General features: G+C 49.1%; 12 protein-coding genes and 2 tRNA genes. 9 read left to right on the top strand and 5 right to left on the bottom strand.

Going from position 1 to position 14,777, the window contains the following annotated elements:
* Positions 1-72: 72 nt before the first annotated feature.
* From H6G21_RS01060 to H6G21_RS01045, 4 genes are all read right to left on the bottom strand, one after another.
* Positions 73-1,293, bottom strand: a complete 1,221-nt coding sequence (locus H6G21_RS01060) for a glutamate-5-semialdehyde dehydrogenase (protein ID WP_190569607.1) — start codon at positions 1,291-1,293, stop codon at positions 73-75.
* 26 nt (positions 1,294-1,319) lie between these two features.
* Positions 1,320-1,727 carry a hypothetical protein gene (locus tag H6G21_RS01055; RefSeq protein ID WP_190569605.1) on the bottom strand — a complete coding sequence of 136 codons (408 nt, stop codon included), beginning with the start codon at positions 1,725-1,727 and terminating at the stop codon, positions 1,320-1,322.
* A gap of 436 nt (positions 1,728-2,163) precedes the next feature.
* A tRNA-Gly gene (locus H6G21_RS01050) sits at positions 2,164-2,235 on the bottom strand.
* 323 nt (positions 2,236-2,558) lie between these two features.
* Positions 2,559-2,630: transfer RNA gene (locus tag H6G21_RS01045), tRNA-Gly, on the bottom strand.
* 277 nt (positions 2,631-2,907) lie between these two features.
* Between H6G21_RS01045 and H6G21_RS01040 the strand changes: the two genes are divergently transcribed.
* From H6G21_RS01040 to wecB, 9 genes are all read left to right on the top strand, one after another.
* Entirely contained in the window at positions 2,908-3,786 is an 879-nt protein-coding gene (locus H6G21_RS01040) for an alpha/beta fold hydrolase (RefSeq protein WP_347277954.1), read from the top strand.
* Positions 3,787-3,952: 166 nt separating this feature from the next.
* Entirely contained in the window at positions 3,953-5,017 is a 1,065-nt protein-coding gene (locus H6G21_RS01035) for a tetratricopeptide repeat protein (protein WP_190569603.1), read from the top strand.
* A gap of 460 nt (positions 5,018-5,477) precedes the next feature.
* A complete protein-coding gene (locus H6G21_RS01030; RefSeq protein WP_190569600.1) occupies positions 5,478-7,040 on the top strand; it encodes an ATP-binding protein in 1,563 nt (520 codons plus the stop codon).
* A 24-nt stretch (positions 7,041-7,064) separates the two neighbouring features.
* Positions 7,065-7,541: a CRR6 family NdhI maturation factor gene (locus H6G21_RS01025; protein WP_190569598.1), complete on the top strand. Its 477-nt coding sequence runs from the start codon at positions 7,065-7,067 to the stop codon at positions 7,539-7,541.
* Positions 7,542-7,578: 37 nt separating this feature from the next.
* Entirely contained in the window at positions 7,579-8,073 is a 495-nt protein-coding gene (locus tag H6G21_RS01020) for a hypothetical protein (RefSeq protein ID WP_190569596.1), read from the top strand.
* Between the two features lie 702 nt (positions 8,074-8,775).
* The gene (gene glgP / locus H6G21_RS01015) at positions 8,776-10,989 is read left to right on the top strand and encodes an alpha-glucan family phosphorylase (protein ID WP_190569594.1); all 2,214 of its coding nucleotides are present in this window, start codon (positions 8,776-8,778) and stop codon (positions 10,987-10,989) included.
* Positions 10,990-11,357: 368 nt separating this feature from the next.
* The gene (locus tag H6G21_RS01010; RefSeq protein WP_190569592.1) at positions 11,358-12,131 is read left to right on the top strand and encodes a TIGR03943 family protein; all 774 of its coding nucleotides are present in this window, start codon (positions 11,358-11,360) and stop codon (positions 12,129-12,131) included.
* 493 nt (positions 12,132-12,624) lie between these two features.
* Entirely contained in the window at positions 12,625-12,999 is a 375-nt protein-coding gene (locus H6G21_RS01005; protein WP_190569590.1) for a hypothetical protein, read from the top strand.
* A 302-nt stretch (positions 13,000-13,301) separates the two neighbouring features.
* On the top strand, positions 13,302-14,429 hold the full coding sequence (gene wecB, locus H6G21_RS01000) for a UDP-N-acetylglucosamine 2-epimerase (non-hydrolyzing) (RefSeq protein ID WP_190569588.1): 1,128 nt from the start codon (positions 13,302-13,304) through the stop codon (positions 14,427-14,429).
* On the opposite strand, the gene H6G21_RS00995 is transcribed toward wecB, so the two are convergent.
* Complete coding sequence (locus tag H6G21_RS00995; protein ID WP_199306977.1) at positions 14,426-14,656, bottom strand: hypothetical protein; 231 nt, start codon at positions 14,654-14,656, stop codon at positions 14,426-14,428. The two genes, wecB and H6G21_RS00995, sit on opposite strands and share 4 nt — an antisense overlap.
* Positions 14,657-14,777 lie beyond the last annotated feature (121 nt).

Genomic DNA, 14,777 nt, shown 5'->3' with positions numbered 1-14,777 from the left:
GGGATAAACTCAGACCGCTTGCCGATCACCTGGATGACCAGCGCAATAGTTTGGCTAACCGCCTCAACTGGGCTAACCACCTCGGTAGATCGTTTGACTGGTGGTTAAAGATGCGAAGGTAATCGCGCCTCGGTGTAGCCCTTTCTGATTCGACATTCCTAGCGCAATTTGGCCATCGGCATTACACCGACAAAATCGAGGAGAGGCGTTGACGTAAATGGAGGCACTATCTATGGTGCGAAGAAATTGTTCACTGGCAGAGTAAGAATCTGTAGCAATAACAGTGGCATGATGGCTACTTTGTTGATTAATAAAGGCAATGGCTTCATCCAAGTTTTCAACGGGTTTAAAGGCCACAATTTTTCTCAAATAGGATTGTTTCCATTCACTGGCATCCATGGCATCTAAATCCGGCGCTTCCTGGCGCATGGCGTCATCGCCCCGGACTACGTATCCCCGATCGCGCAAGCTATCCCATAAGCGAATCAATGAAGGTAGGCTATGCTGCCGAGACACAAGAACTTTTTCGATCGCATTGATGGCGTCGGGTTCACCGATATGACTGTCTAAAATGATGTCCCGTACCATTTCCACGGTGCCAGATGCCGTCCAATAAAGATAGCAATTTCCCATGGCCGTAGTAATGGTGGGAACGGTTGCCTGTTGCACCACTTGGGCAACCCAACTAGGTCGCCCGTAGGGAATCACCAGTTGAACCCTCCGATCCTGGGTAACCAGATCGCGAATTGATCCACCCTCATTACCTTGAAGCAAAATCACACTATTTTCTGGAAGTCCAGTGGAGGCAATAGCGGATTGCAGGACTTGCGCCAGTGCCCAGTTAGTATGGCTGGCTTCAGTACCACCTCGCAAAATGAGGCTATTCCCGGTTTTGAGGCACATCCCCGTCGCCAAAACCGCTAAATGGGGTAAAGATTCATACACTAATGCAACTACGCCCAAAGGCACTTTAATCCGATAACGCTGGGTTTTCCCCAAGGTTGCCAATCCTTCTGAAGCCAATGGATCCGAAGCATAGGAAATCATCTGGAGCATCCGAATGAGCCCTTCCAATCGCTCTGGCGTTAATCGGAGCCAGTCCAACAGTAAGGGAGAAACGGCCATTTCCCGACTGGCTTCTAAATCGAGAGTATTCGCTTCTAGAATGTCATTTTGATGGGCCCGCAAGGCTTGGCTGATCGCTTGGATAGCCTGGTTCCGCAAGACAATGGGGGCAGCCGTTAGGGAAATTGAAGCCTGCTGGGCTGTCTGAAGGGCGATGTCGGGGGTCATTGCATACTCACCAAGGCAATCTTTTCCTATCGTCGGTTACTAAACCAGCTTCTCACAGCAGGCAGCACCACCATTAATAGGAAAGCACTAACAATGCAAAATAAGGTCACGATCGACGCCGGTAAGTAGCGAATCACGAGGATCCAAGCTAGGAGCAACACGCCTAGGAGGCTGGCCACTGTGATCAAGTAACTGTCCCTTCCGGGATAAATCAGGGCCCATTGTTCTCCTGTCCAGCGCCACGATCGTCGAGCCGTATACAGTCCTGACAACTGTTCAATTTGATCGCCCTCAGGCGCAACCACAAAAATATTTTGACAGTGTTCACAGCCAAAGGCTTCAGTTAGCGTAATCGGTACTAGTTTTGCCCGACGACGGCAAGGACAGGGATATTCTTCTGTTAATTCAATTTTTGAGGGCTTCTGTGAGTACACAGGTTAACCTAGCCTTCTAGTTAGCATCACAGCACCGAAGTTATGCGCTCGTCGGTTACGAGCCAGGATGTCTTGATAGTCACCCTATCGCTACAGTTGCCCTAGGTCTAGGGATAGATCTAGGGATTCTATGTCTAGGGATCTATCTAGGAGATTCTTAAGCACACGGTGACTTGAGCACACGGTGACTTGAGTACACGGTGAACCGTCCGAATTTTCCGACACCTTCTACCTGAAATATTAACGATGATCGCCAAGGAGCATCAAGAAAAGCAATATTGGCTTAACATCCGTTTCAAGTAGAGGGTCGATCGCGCTGGCATCCTGAATCCAAGAGGATCCCCTGTCAAAAGATATGAGCAGTAGAGGGAAATGATGATGTCAAAAATATAAACCTAAAACCCCATCACAGATTAACAATGGGGTATGCCAAGAAAGCGGGTGACGCGATTCGAACGCGCGACATTCACCTTGGCAAGGTGACGCTCTACCACTGAGCTACACCCGCGACGTTTTTTATAGTCTCAGCTTTTCTTAAGTTTGTCAATGTTTTTTGAATGATTGTTGAAAAAAAGGAGGTCAGTAGAGAAGGACTAGATTCTAATGGCAGGCAAACAGATTCATGGCAGGCAAACAGATGACACGATCGCGAGCTAACGTTACTTGCGGGCGCGATCGCGCTGCCGAAGCCATTTTGCTTAAGGACAACCCCCGAAAACACGAAACCAACGGTGCCGTAAACCTTAAATAATTTAGAAAAGGTTCTATGTCTGCTGATTCATTTACAGACCTAAAACCTTTACATTTAATGTATTGTAAGTATGCCAAGAAAGCGGGTGACGCGATTCGAACGCGCGACATTCACCTTGGCAAGGTGACGCTCTACCACTGAGCTACACCCGCGACGTTTTTTATAGTCTCAGCTTTTCTTAAGTTTGTCAAGCATTTTTAGCTGGGTGATTTTGGATAGGTGGGTCAGTATGGGATGGAATCGGTGAAATCCCGTGGGGCAACGCGATGGTTGGCTTAGGGGACTCACTGAGCACGGAATGGCCTGAGCACGGGATGGATAAAATCAGGGCGTAAAATTCACGCTATGATCTGATTACGCTTTGTAAACTTTTCTGGGCGAATTGATTACAAACGAAAAGTTGAGAAATCTATTCATTGGCTCCCGATCGTGACAGTTGCTCCCTTAAACCGCTCCTATGAGTGCCAGACTTGGCACTGGCAAGGTCATCAGATTCAATACACCGTTGTGGGTCAGGGCCAGCCGCTTGTTCTACTCCATGGCTTTGGTGCATCGATCGGCCATTGGCGTAATAACATTCCAGTGCTGGCCAGTGCTGGGTACCAGGTTTTTGCGCTGGATCTCCTAGGGTTTGGTGCATCGGATAAACCTGCCTTGGATTACTCCATGGAATTGTGGCGGTCACTGGTTCAGGATTTTTGCCGTGACTTAGTTCAAACTCCAGCGGTCTTTGTGGGGAATTCGATCGGGGGACTCCTGACCCTGATGGTGTTAGCAGATTCCCCGGAACTGAGCCGAGGAGGGGTACTCCTCAATCCTGCCGGAGGGCTGAACCATCGTCCCGATGAGCTAAATCTGCCCCTGCGGCTGATTCTAGGTAGCTTTGCCAAGCTCGCTAGCTCAGACCTAGTTGGCGCATTCTTGTTTAACCAAGTTCGCAAAAAACACCGCATTCGCAATAGTCTCCGGCAGGTGTATCGCAATCCCGAAGCGGTTACTGAAGAGCTGGTGGAGTTGATTTATCGCCCTAGTTGTGACCCTGGTGCTCAAAAGGTTTTTGCATCTATTTTGAGTGCCCCCGCAGGGCCTCATCCAAGGGATCTATTACCCCAGATCACAGTTCCCTTGCTAGTTCTCTGGGGAGAGGAGGATCCTTGGACACCCATTCAAGGATCAACTCTCTATCAGCAACAGACCGCTCAAGTTGAATTTCAAGCGATTGCGCGGACTGGTCACTGCCCCCATGACGATCGCCCGGAAATTGTCAATCAACAGATTTTGAACTGGCTCAGTCACCATGGTTGGTAAAATTCCGGTTGCTGGTAATAGAGCTATTTTGTCGCCATAATAAATTCCGAATTCCTACGGAGTCTTACAACTCGGAAAAGCGCTAGGGTCTGAACCATGGGTGTGATACCGCAGGGGGTCGCTTCCTGAGGATATCTTAGGCTGTTCAGATAGGGAGACTTCCAACATGAACAATCGCAGACAAGATGCTGGCCAGCAGGTCTTGCATGGAGCATTGGTTGGGCGAGAAACCCTTTTGCCAGAGTCGTGGCTGGACGCCGTTGAACTGGATACTGCAAGCCATAACTTGCGTAAGGCAGAAGCTGATCAATTGCTCAAGCAGGGAATTGAGCATCAACAGAGTCGTCAAGATCAACAAGCTATAACATTCCTGAAACAAGCACAGGCTCTTTATTGGGAATTGAATGATGTAGCGGGTCAAGAGCGAACCCTAGCAGCTTTGGGATTGTCCTGCTATAACCTGGGTGATTATCCGATGTCGATCGATTATTCCAAACGCAGCTTGAGTCTTGCCCAGCAGATCGAAAATTACCTCAGTACGGTTAAAGTCCTGGGGACGATGGGGAACGCCTATCGCCATCTGGAAGACTATCAGCAAGCGATCGACTATCAAGAGCGAAGCCTAGAAACCGCCCGCAACCTCCACGATCGGCGAGGCGAGATGGCTGCATTGAATAATCTAGGACTGGCCCATAAAGCGGTGGGCGATTATCACCAAGCCATTGCTTACGAAGAGCAAGCTTTAGAAATTGCCCAAGAGCTACAAGAGGTCAATACTGAAGCCCAAATCCTCAAGAACCTAGGGAATGCCCACTATGCGATGGGGAACCACCAGCAAGCGATCGGGTATTACCAAGATCGACTAGCCTTAGCCCGTCGCATTGGCGATCGGCGACTAGAAGGTCAAGTGCTGAAAAACCTAGGAACTGCCTGCTATTCCATGGGCGATTACGATCTCGCGATTCAATACAACCAGGAACGAATGAACCTGGCCAAATCCCTGAATGATTACCCGGCTGAAGAACAGGCCCTGAGAAGCTTGGCGGTTTTTTATGAAGGAATTGGACAATTTACTAAGGCGCTTGATTGCTACGAACAGCGTCTTGCAGTGACTCAAGCCTTACAGGATCCTAGGCTCCAAAAGCAAGCATTCGAAGATCTCAAACGGACATGCTATCAATTAGGGGACTTTTTGAAAGCTAACCAGTATGCTCAGCGGATGGGAGCTTAATGTTGCGCTTAATGCTGGGCTTAATGCAAAGGTGCCATTAGGGTGCTGTGATACTGACTGCCCTTATTTTTTGACCTTTATTTACTGACTTGATGCTGTAATTGCGCGCCAGATCGGTGGATCCCAGAGTCAGTGGGTTACCAGCTAAGTGAGTATCATCTAGGTGCGTGATGTATGGAGCCTATTTGATTAGAGCATGGTGAGATCACAGACGATTAATGGCTCTACTGGTACTGTACTGTTACCCCGTTGGGTCAATTTCACCGTTTGAACTTGCATCATTTTGATTCACTTCAATCGATGCTAGGGAATTTTTTTCTACGATTTTTTTCATAAAGTGATGCCATTTTTTAAAATTGTGGCTAGATCAATACTGAGTCTTCACTGAATCCTGGCTCAGTTCCTTAAACTTTGCCCTGTTGACTACCTGCCAGATGAGACCCTTGATACTGCAACTTTTATGAACGCATCCCTTGCCTTCGAGCTGTCCCCCCATGATTTTTTGGTCAAGACTGATATTTCGCCGATTCAGGTGAGTCCGAATACGTTTAAAGGGTTCATTGCAAATCAGGTCGATCTGCTGATGGCCTTGGAAACGCCGGTGGTGATTTGGGCAAAGCTGCCACGGGGCGAGTCTTGGCAGGGTGAAATCGATCGCTGCATTGCCCTGGCAGGGGGGCCTCGAAGTCTGTTTCTGTTTCGAAATACGCTAGAAGAAACCAGTGATGAACAGACAGCGGTTCAAGAAGTCCTGAATCCACTAGTGGTTGACAGCTACCGCTCCCATGCAACGCCCCAGGATCGCTTAGTGACACTGCACTTAGCTGGGGATATGCTCCTTCGCCGAGAATTTTTCTTTATCGTATGGTCTAGCCAGTTTTGTAATGGGGTGTGTGCTCAACGGAGCCGATTGAAGCGGGGCAGTGAACTAAGTGAAGTGGAGAACGAGGTTGCAGAACCGCCCATTGAACCGACGGAAAAACGGAATCAACTTTCTTTGGTTCATACCCTAGATCCGTCTCGAATTCAGCAATTGTTACTCCGGCTGGAATCCTTAGTACGATCGTCCAGTTTTGAAGTCACTGACCACCTCTCTCCGGAGGCTCCCTATACGCTGTCGCAAATTGTGGATCAGTGGCATAGCTATGGAATACAGCAACCCCTGCCAACCTCATCTCCTCAGTTAATCAATCAGTTGCTAGGGAAGCATCTGCATCGTCAGGAAGAGCTCTGGCAGCGCTCTAACACCTATCGCAAGCAGGCCGAAATTGTAGAAGTCCTCCAGATTCAAAATGAAGAATTGATTAATACCGTTCGGGCGAAGGACGAATTTATCAGCAATGTGGGACAGGAGTTGCGTACTCCCCTGACCAATATGAAAACGGCGTTAACCTTGCTCAATTCGCCGAACATTAAACCCCCTCAACGCCAGCGCTATATGGATTTGCTGGTGAAAGAGTGCGATCGCCAAAGTTCGTTGATTGGCAGTTTGCTAGATCTCGTCAGTTTAGACCAAATGGCGGAGCGGCAGACCTTACAACCCATCACGCTGTCGGATGTGGTGCCTGGAGTGGTCAGTACCTACCAACCGCTGGCAGAAGAAAAAGGAGTTCGGTTAGCCTATACCATTCCCGAGGGCTTGCCCGCGATCGCTTGCTTAAACCCTTGGTTGCGTCAGATTGTCGTTAGTTTGCTGCATAACGGGATCAAGTTCACCCCCCGTGGCGGTCAAGTGTGGGTCAGAGCCAAGCAACAGGGCGATTACATTCAACTGGAGTTCAAGGATACTGGTGTAGGGATCCCGGTTCAGGAAATTCCAAAAATCTTCGATCGGTTTTATCGCGTTCGCCAAATTGCCATGGACGATCCCGGTGGGGCGGGACTGGGATTAACGATCGTACAACAGCTCCTACTACGCTGTGGTGGATCGATCTCCGTGAAAAGTCGTCCCAATGATGGCTCAATTTTCAATGTTCTTTTGCCGACTTACCAGTATCGAGATGCCGAGAAAGCGTCAGAATAGTTTCTGCACGTTGTCATGATGGTTATGCCTGTTTCAATTACGCTGACTACCGACCAAATCAATCGGATTGATATTTCCGAAGCGGAACAACTTCTGGATTCGCTGCGGGATGACATTCTGAATTATGAACAGCAGCTTTCCTTTACCATTGCGGTCGATCGAGAACCGGGGGATCCCCGTGAATGGTCAGAGATTCCCGAGGTGCGGCTTTGGTTTATTCGTCTCGATGCTTGCTATCCTTGGTTGCCCTTTCTACTCGATTGGCGATCAGGAGAACTTGCTCGCTATACCGCCATGCTAGTCCCCCATCAGTTTCACCCCAAGGACGGAATTCAGTTCAACCCCGAAGCCCTGGAAATTTTCGTCATGCACAAGACCTTTACGCTTCTGCGTTGGATGCGATCGGAGGGGATTGAGGGGCGATCGCGGATTAAAGCGATGGCGAAGGTTTTAGGCTATGAGCTTGAGGATGGATTTTTTGATCTGTTGGGTGACGGATGAAGCAATCAATTGCGGTGAATAACGCAGGAGGGCACAGATGACAAAATATGGTCTACGGGGAATCGGGTTACGGAGAATCTCTGGTTTACGGGGGATCGGTATCGCGATCGGGCTCCTGTTACTCCCCAGCCTCGGCCCGCAAGGGATGGGGATCACTCCGGAAACTTCAGCCCAAGCCGAGGAAGTTGGAACCTGTGCAAACCGCTGTCCTCCCAAACCGCTGCAATTCACGCCCGGTAAACGCATTCAAGTCCAAGTTTGGAACCGCACAGGACGTCCCTTATTTATCGAAAAAGTTCAAGGGGCGCGTCCCGTCGTTTTGGCTGGGGGGGGCCGAATCGCCTTTCAGCGGGGTGGTAGTACAGAACCCAATGCTTCAGTGGTCTTTTGGGAAAAAAATGAAACCCCTCTAAAAGCAAAGCTCTCTCAGCCTAGATTGGATGTTTTGCGGGTAGAGCTTACCTTTGCGGCCCAGAAACCAGGAGACAAAGCCCTCTACATTCGTAATGATGGACGAATTGATCTACTGTAGAGCCGTTGAGAAAGTTCTAGGAAAGCGTTGGGGATCAGCGATTTTCTTTGCCTAATGACTCAATTCACCAGAACTCTCAAGTTTTTCAGCCATAAAACGATTTTCTGGCCTTAGTCGCAATCACGACTAAGGTTTTTTGTTGGCAATTTGCTCAGTCGGGATCGCGCCAAAAAAGTGATGGCGCAATATTACAAGATGCAGCCAAAAGTTGAACAATCCCATACTCTTGTCGAGAACTGTAACAAACTACACAAGACCCTTCCTTTCACAATCACCTAGGGTAAGCTGGAAACTAAGACGATAAAACCTGGTAGTACGCCTGACTCGATCGAGGGTCGCAATCGCTACTTCTCATGGACACGATATAACCCAGTCAACAACAGCCCAGGCAATAGATTCCGTAAACAGACGGCCCAATCAACGACAGCCTAACAGATTTCCTAGGAATCCTAGGGGAGGATGGGAGCATCGCCAACAGTAGCGATGAAGAGGATAAAAATCTTGGTGAATCCTCATTGGAATTAGCTTCCTGAGCCGTCAAGCATAGCATTCATCTAATGATTCCAATCCCATTGCTTTCGACTGATTTGAACTCTCTGGAAGATTAGGTGTAGCAAACAGGTTTTTAGCGTTTCAGAGTTGGAGTGTCGTTTCAAAGCTTCAGAGTCCGGCTCTGCCACTGTCACTTTCAAGATTGCAATTATGGTAAATCACCCTTCCCCAGCGGCCCAACTGAGCCTCCGCTTACCAACATCGCTGAAACGATTAGCTGATCTAGCCTATAACTATTGGTGGTGTTGGCATCATGAAGCGGTTTCGTTATTTGTGATGATTGATCCCGTTGAGTGGGGGCGCTGTAGTCATAACCCCATCATTTTGCTACAGCAAGTTTCTCCCGATCGCCTCACACAACTGACTTGTGATCCCCAGTACATGAAACGGTTCGCCCAAGTACTGGCTCAGTTTGATCAGTACATGACAGGACAAGACACCTGGGTGAATCAGTCACTTTCGGGGGTCTCAGATAAGCTGTCCAGTCAACATCCGATCGCCTATTTCTGTGCAGAGTTTGGCATTCATGAATCGCTGCCGGTGTATTCTGGCGGTCTAGGAATTTTGGCGGGCGATCATCTCAAGTCTGCGTCCGATCTAGGGATTCCCATGGTGGGGATCGGCCTACTCTACCGCCAGGGTTACTTCCGTCAGCGGTTAAATCGAGAAGGTTGGCAGGAAGATTATTACGTGGACGCGCCCTTTGAGCGCATGGCCTTAAGTCCAGTCACGAATTCCGCAGGTCAGCCTCTCACGATCGCCGTTCAAGTCCGCACCCGACAGGTGCAAGCTCAAATTTGGCAAGTTCAAGTTGGTCGCACAAGGCTCTTTCTGTTAGATACCGATATTGACGGCAATGATCCCATCGATCGCTGGCTAACTGGGCACCTCTACGGCGGGAACCAGGAAACGCGGATTGCCCAGGAGATTCTGCTGGGAATCGGTGGTGTACGGGCGTTGGAAGCCTTGGGCATTGAACCCGCGATTTACCACCTCAATGAAGGCCATGCAGCTTTCTGCTTGCTGGAAGTCTGTCGGCAAACCATGCAGAAAACGGGGCAAGCCTTCTATGATGTCGAAAAATCGGTGCGGGAGCGCTGTGTCTTTACCACCCATACCCCTGTGCCAGCGGGGCATGATGTCTTTTCCGCCGACTTGATTGATTCTTTCTTTGCGAACTATTGGGAAGCATTGAAGCTGACGCGGGAGCAGTTTCTCTCCTTGGGAGCACGCCGCCTAGGGGATCCTTGGGAACCGTTTGGAATGACGGTATTGGCTCTGCGGTTATGTCGTAATGCTAATGGGGTGAGTCGTCTCCATGGAGAAGTCTCCCGCAAGATGTGGAATGTCATGTACCCCGATCGCAGTGAAGACAATGTGCCGATCGGCTACATCACCAATGGGGTCCATATGTCTAGTTGGATTGCACCATTGTTTGCCGATTTGTTTGATGGCTATTTGGGACCCAACTGGCAGGATCACATGCACGATCCCAAGCTTTGGGAGCAGGTTGATCAAATTCCGGATCAAGAAATTTGGCAACGACACCAAATCCTCAAAGCCCGTCTCGTGGCCCATACCCGATCGAAGGTACGGGCGGCCCGGGAAGGACGGGGGGAAGATTGGAGTTTAGTCAATGCCACCAATCACCTCTTGGATCCAAGTATCTTAACGATCGGCTTTGCCCGTCGGTTCAGTCCCTACAAACGGGGGGATTTACTGCTGCGGGATACCGAAAAGGCATTGGAGATCTTCAGCAGCACCGATCGACCCATTCAAATCATCTTCTCCGGCAAAGCGCACCCCGCAGACGAAGAAGGGAAACGCATCATCCAACGGCTGATGGAGTGGTGCCGCCAGTCCGATCTGCGCGATCGGGTTGCCTTCATCGAAGATTACGACATGTACACGGCCCGCAAGCTGGTGCATGGTGTTGATGTCTGGCTGAATAATCCGCGCCGTCCCTTAGAAGCTTCGGGTACCAGCGGCCAAAAGGTCTGCGTGAACGGAGGATTGAATTGCAGTGTGTTGGATGGTTGGTGGTGCGAAGGCTACCAAGCCGATGCCCAAGGCCGAGGACTGAATGGTTGGGCGATCGGGGAAGATGCCCACACCAGCGACCAAGCGCTCCAGGACAAGATCGATTCAGAAGCACTCTATTATTTGCTACAGCAGGAAATTCTACCGCTTTACTACGACCAGGATGCAAATGGCGTTCCGCATAACTGGGTCAAGATGATGAAAGCTTCGATCAAGACCAACTGTCCGGCATTCAATACCCATCGGATGCTGATCGATTATGTCAATCAGATGTACGTTCCCCATAGTCTTGCCAAGGTGGAACTGAGTTTGGCGAAAGTCTAACTCGCCTGTCGGAATAGTTCGCCCTCTGCCTTAACTCACCCCAAACCCTCGATCGCCGATAGCTGCCCTGTCATTCTGGGGCGTTTCGTCAAGGGAATCAGCGGGGTTTTCTACAGGAATGGGCGATCGGTAATCGACATAGTTCTTACAGTTGAGTCAGGAATGGACAATCGCCATTTCGACTCAACTGTTTATTTTCTGCCCTTGAGTTTATTTTTCTGCCCTTGATTGGGTTTACTCGAGATTCTGGTGAACCTGAGATTTTGATGAACCCTGGAATTGAACGCAACACGCTAGAATTGCGAAGCATGTGATCCAGAGCCTCGATCGCAGGCTCTCAGTCCTAGTCCATCTCATCCCGCTTGCCTATGTCTCGCCCTGCTCCTAAGAAACTCATATTTCCGCCCAAAATTCTGCCGTGGTTAGATATTGTTGCCATTACTGCTTGGGGAATTTTGTTTCTGGTCTACTGGGGCACAGGCAAATTGGCCTTGTTGATTCATCCCAACTATTCGCTGCTTACTGTAATTACTGGGGTTGTGTTGCTCCTGGTGGCGTTTTACAAAGCTTGGTTATTACTCCAACGATCGCGCAACGCTTTGCCAGTGGTGCAACATATCAATTTGCTCCCACCGGGATGGAGTAGTTTGTTGTTACTCACCGTTGCGATTCTCGGGTTGATTATTCCTCCCCGCGCCTTCGCCAGTCAGACCGCACTGCAACGGGGGGTCAACGATAGTATTACCCTGACTCGGGTCAAACCCCAAAGTTTTCAGACTGCTAAAAATCCGGAAAATAAAACATTAATTGAATGGATCCGAGAGTTGCAAGTTCGCCCTGAACCCGATCTCTACACGGGTCAAAAGGCTAAACTGCAAGGATTTGTGGTACATCCCCCCAACTTACCCCAGGAATATTTTCTTCTGACGCGCTTCGTCATCACGTGCTGTGCAGCAGATGTGTATCCCGTCAGCTTGCCGGTAAAGGTCAAAACGGGCGATCGGAATCTCTATAAACCGGATAGCTGGCTGGAAGTTCAAGGTCAAATGATCACTGAAACCCTAGACAATAAACGACAGGTTGTGATTCAAGAAACGACCAGCCAATCGATTCCTGAGCCTAAAAATCCCTATGATTCTTAGTTCTCTAGTAATTCGGTTCTCTCCAGCTTGGCTCAAAACAGCGCAGAATGCTGCAATGGCAAGTAGATTCAGTGAATTATTAAGCAATTCGTAACCGTTTCTTCACAAAAATCAATCTTGATAGTTTTTCTTTAAATGATTCAACAACTATTTATGGTTGTTGTTTTTTATTGATGTTTTTTTCACGGAATTTGTATTTTTAAATTCTAGATCTTTGCAATATGCATAATTACTCATTGAAGGAATCAATCTCCCATGTAGGCTGGGTTTTATGGGCTTTAGAAGCAAGATAACTAGTAGAAATACTCACTAAATATGAGACTGAAAACTAAAAACTGTAAAATTTATTAAATAGCTCTTCCCCTCCTTCAGTGCTTTCCCTATACTGAAATCCATTCAATCTCAATCGCGGGGATCATTGCAGGATCTACTTTTGGGATTGTCGAGAGGTTTGGTACAAGTTCATATCCATTGCACTCTGGGAGAAAAAAGTATGGCATTAGCAAATAGTCAAAATGCTGTCGGTTTGGGTTTGATTTCAACGCTGAAGAGTATCCTGATTTGGTCATTCGTGCTTGCTGTTTGCATGATTGTGATTGGGTTCCCCGTTTTGGTGTTAGTTGTTTCGATCGCCTCTCTGATGGCTGTTACTTTGCATGCCATTATGCCGACCAGTGCTGTTCTGCTAACTGCCGTAGGCTTTATCGGAGTGCACGTACTGGGAATTGTTGCCGTGTCCACCTTCTTGACTTTGAAGGGCATTCATCCCTCTGATGTGGAGTGGCTGCGGTGGCTCCATGGTGCTGAAAACCCTTCTACCACCTCGGTGTATGCCTCCTGCCCCTTGACCTGTGATGTGAAAGGATAGGAAGCCTAACCGTTTCACCATACGTCCCCGGTTACGGTGCAGTTCTTATTACGTTGTTACTACGTTTAAATAAGCTGTTCAGACAGATTGCTTCAAACCTCAACTCAGCCCAGGGCTGAGTTTTTTTATGCTGAGTTTTGGTGGTGCGGTCATCCGTGGGGGTAAATCTGTTTGGCAAACAGGGACAAATCGGGCTATATGTGAAGGGCTAACGTTAGGTGAAAGGCTAACGTTCCCACAATAGGTGTATCCCGCGTGGGTTTATCCTGAATGGGTTTATCCTTCTCAATTTCTCCAGCACCATGCTCAAATTTCCTCTCCCCGTCTGCATTATTGTTGGAACCCGCCCCGAGGCGATTAAGATGGCTCCTGTGATCCAAGCATTCCAGCGATCGCAAAGTTTCCAAACCCAGGTGGTCTTGACGGGGCAACATCGGGAAATGGTGGATCAAGTGATGGACTTATTTGATCTCAAAGCCGATCGGGATCTTGCCATTATGCAACCCCAGCAAACTTTGACTGACATTACTTGCAATGCCCTACGAGGATTAGAGGCACTGTTCCAGTCGCTTAACCCTAGTATGGTGCTCGTCCAAGGGGATACCACCACCGCATTTGCCGCAGCCTTAGCCGCGTTTTATCAAAAAATTCCAGTGGGTCACGTGGAAGCCGGGTTACGCACCGAAGATATCTACAACCCGTTCCCTGAAGAAGCGAATCGGCGCTTGGTCTCGCAAATTACCCAACTGCATTTCGCACCGACGCAATTATCCGTGGAAAATCTCAAGCAATCGGGGGTGCTGGGGGAAATTCACCAAACGGGCAATACGGTCATTGATGCCTTGTTAGAAGTGGCGCAGCGGGATCCAGCCTGTGACGTGCCGGGTTTGGATTGGGCCCAATATCGCGTGATTCTGTCCACGGTTCATCGCCGCGAAAACTGGGGGGAACCCTTGCAAAACATTGCCCAAGGGTTTTTGAAAATTCTAGAAGCTTACCCAGATACGGCGTTGCTGCTTCCTTTGCATCGCAATCCCACTGTGCGGGAGCCCCTCACAGCCATTTTAGGCAGCCATCCCAGGGTCTTTCTAACGGAGCCGCTGGACTATACTGAACTGGTCGGGGCCATGAAGCGGTGTTTTCTACTTCTCACCGATTCCGGTGGCATTCAAGAAGAAGCTCCCAGTTTAGGCAAACCGGTGCTGGTACTGCGCGAAAATACAGAACGACCTGAAGCGGTCATGGCCGGAACTGCCAAATTAATCGGTACGGATCCCGATCGAATCTTTCAAGAAGCCAGTGAACTTCTGAGTAATCCGATCGCCTACCAAACGATGGCCAATGCGATTAGTCCCTTTGGCGATGGGCTTGCAGCCCAGAGAATTGTCCAACTGGTGGAAACCTATCTGACCCGCGAAGGTCGCTGTTAGGGGGAATTATCCGATCGGCGTTGGTCTGCCTCATCCAAAAGCGTCTTTTTAGAGGATTTGAGATCTTTCCACAATTGTTTGATTTGTTGATAGGTCTCTTCCGGGGAAACTTTGCCCGCCGTTTCTAAATTACAGAGCAGCGAGACGCGCTGAGCAAACTCCTGCAAATTAGCGTTGAAGAGTAAATGTTCTGGCATAAACTCTCCCCGGTAGGTGGCGTAGGGCATGGTGAATGCATCCTTCCTCAAGTTAGGTTGGGGAACTGGAGAATTTGCATCATCGGAGGGTTGGGGCTGAGGCTGTTGAGTCACAGGTCGTTCGGTAGATAAAAAAGGGTTACTACTCTAG

Origin of the sequence: Alkalinema sp. FACHB-956 (assembly GCF_014697025.1) — a bacterium.
GTDB lineage: Bacteria > Cyanobacteriota > Cyanobacteriia > Leptolyngbyales > Leptolyngbyaceae > Alkalinema.
This window is presented reverse-complemented; position numbering and strand designations above follow the sequence as displayed.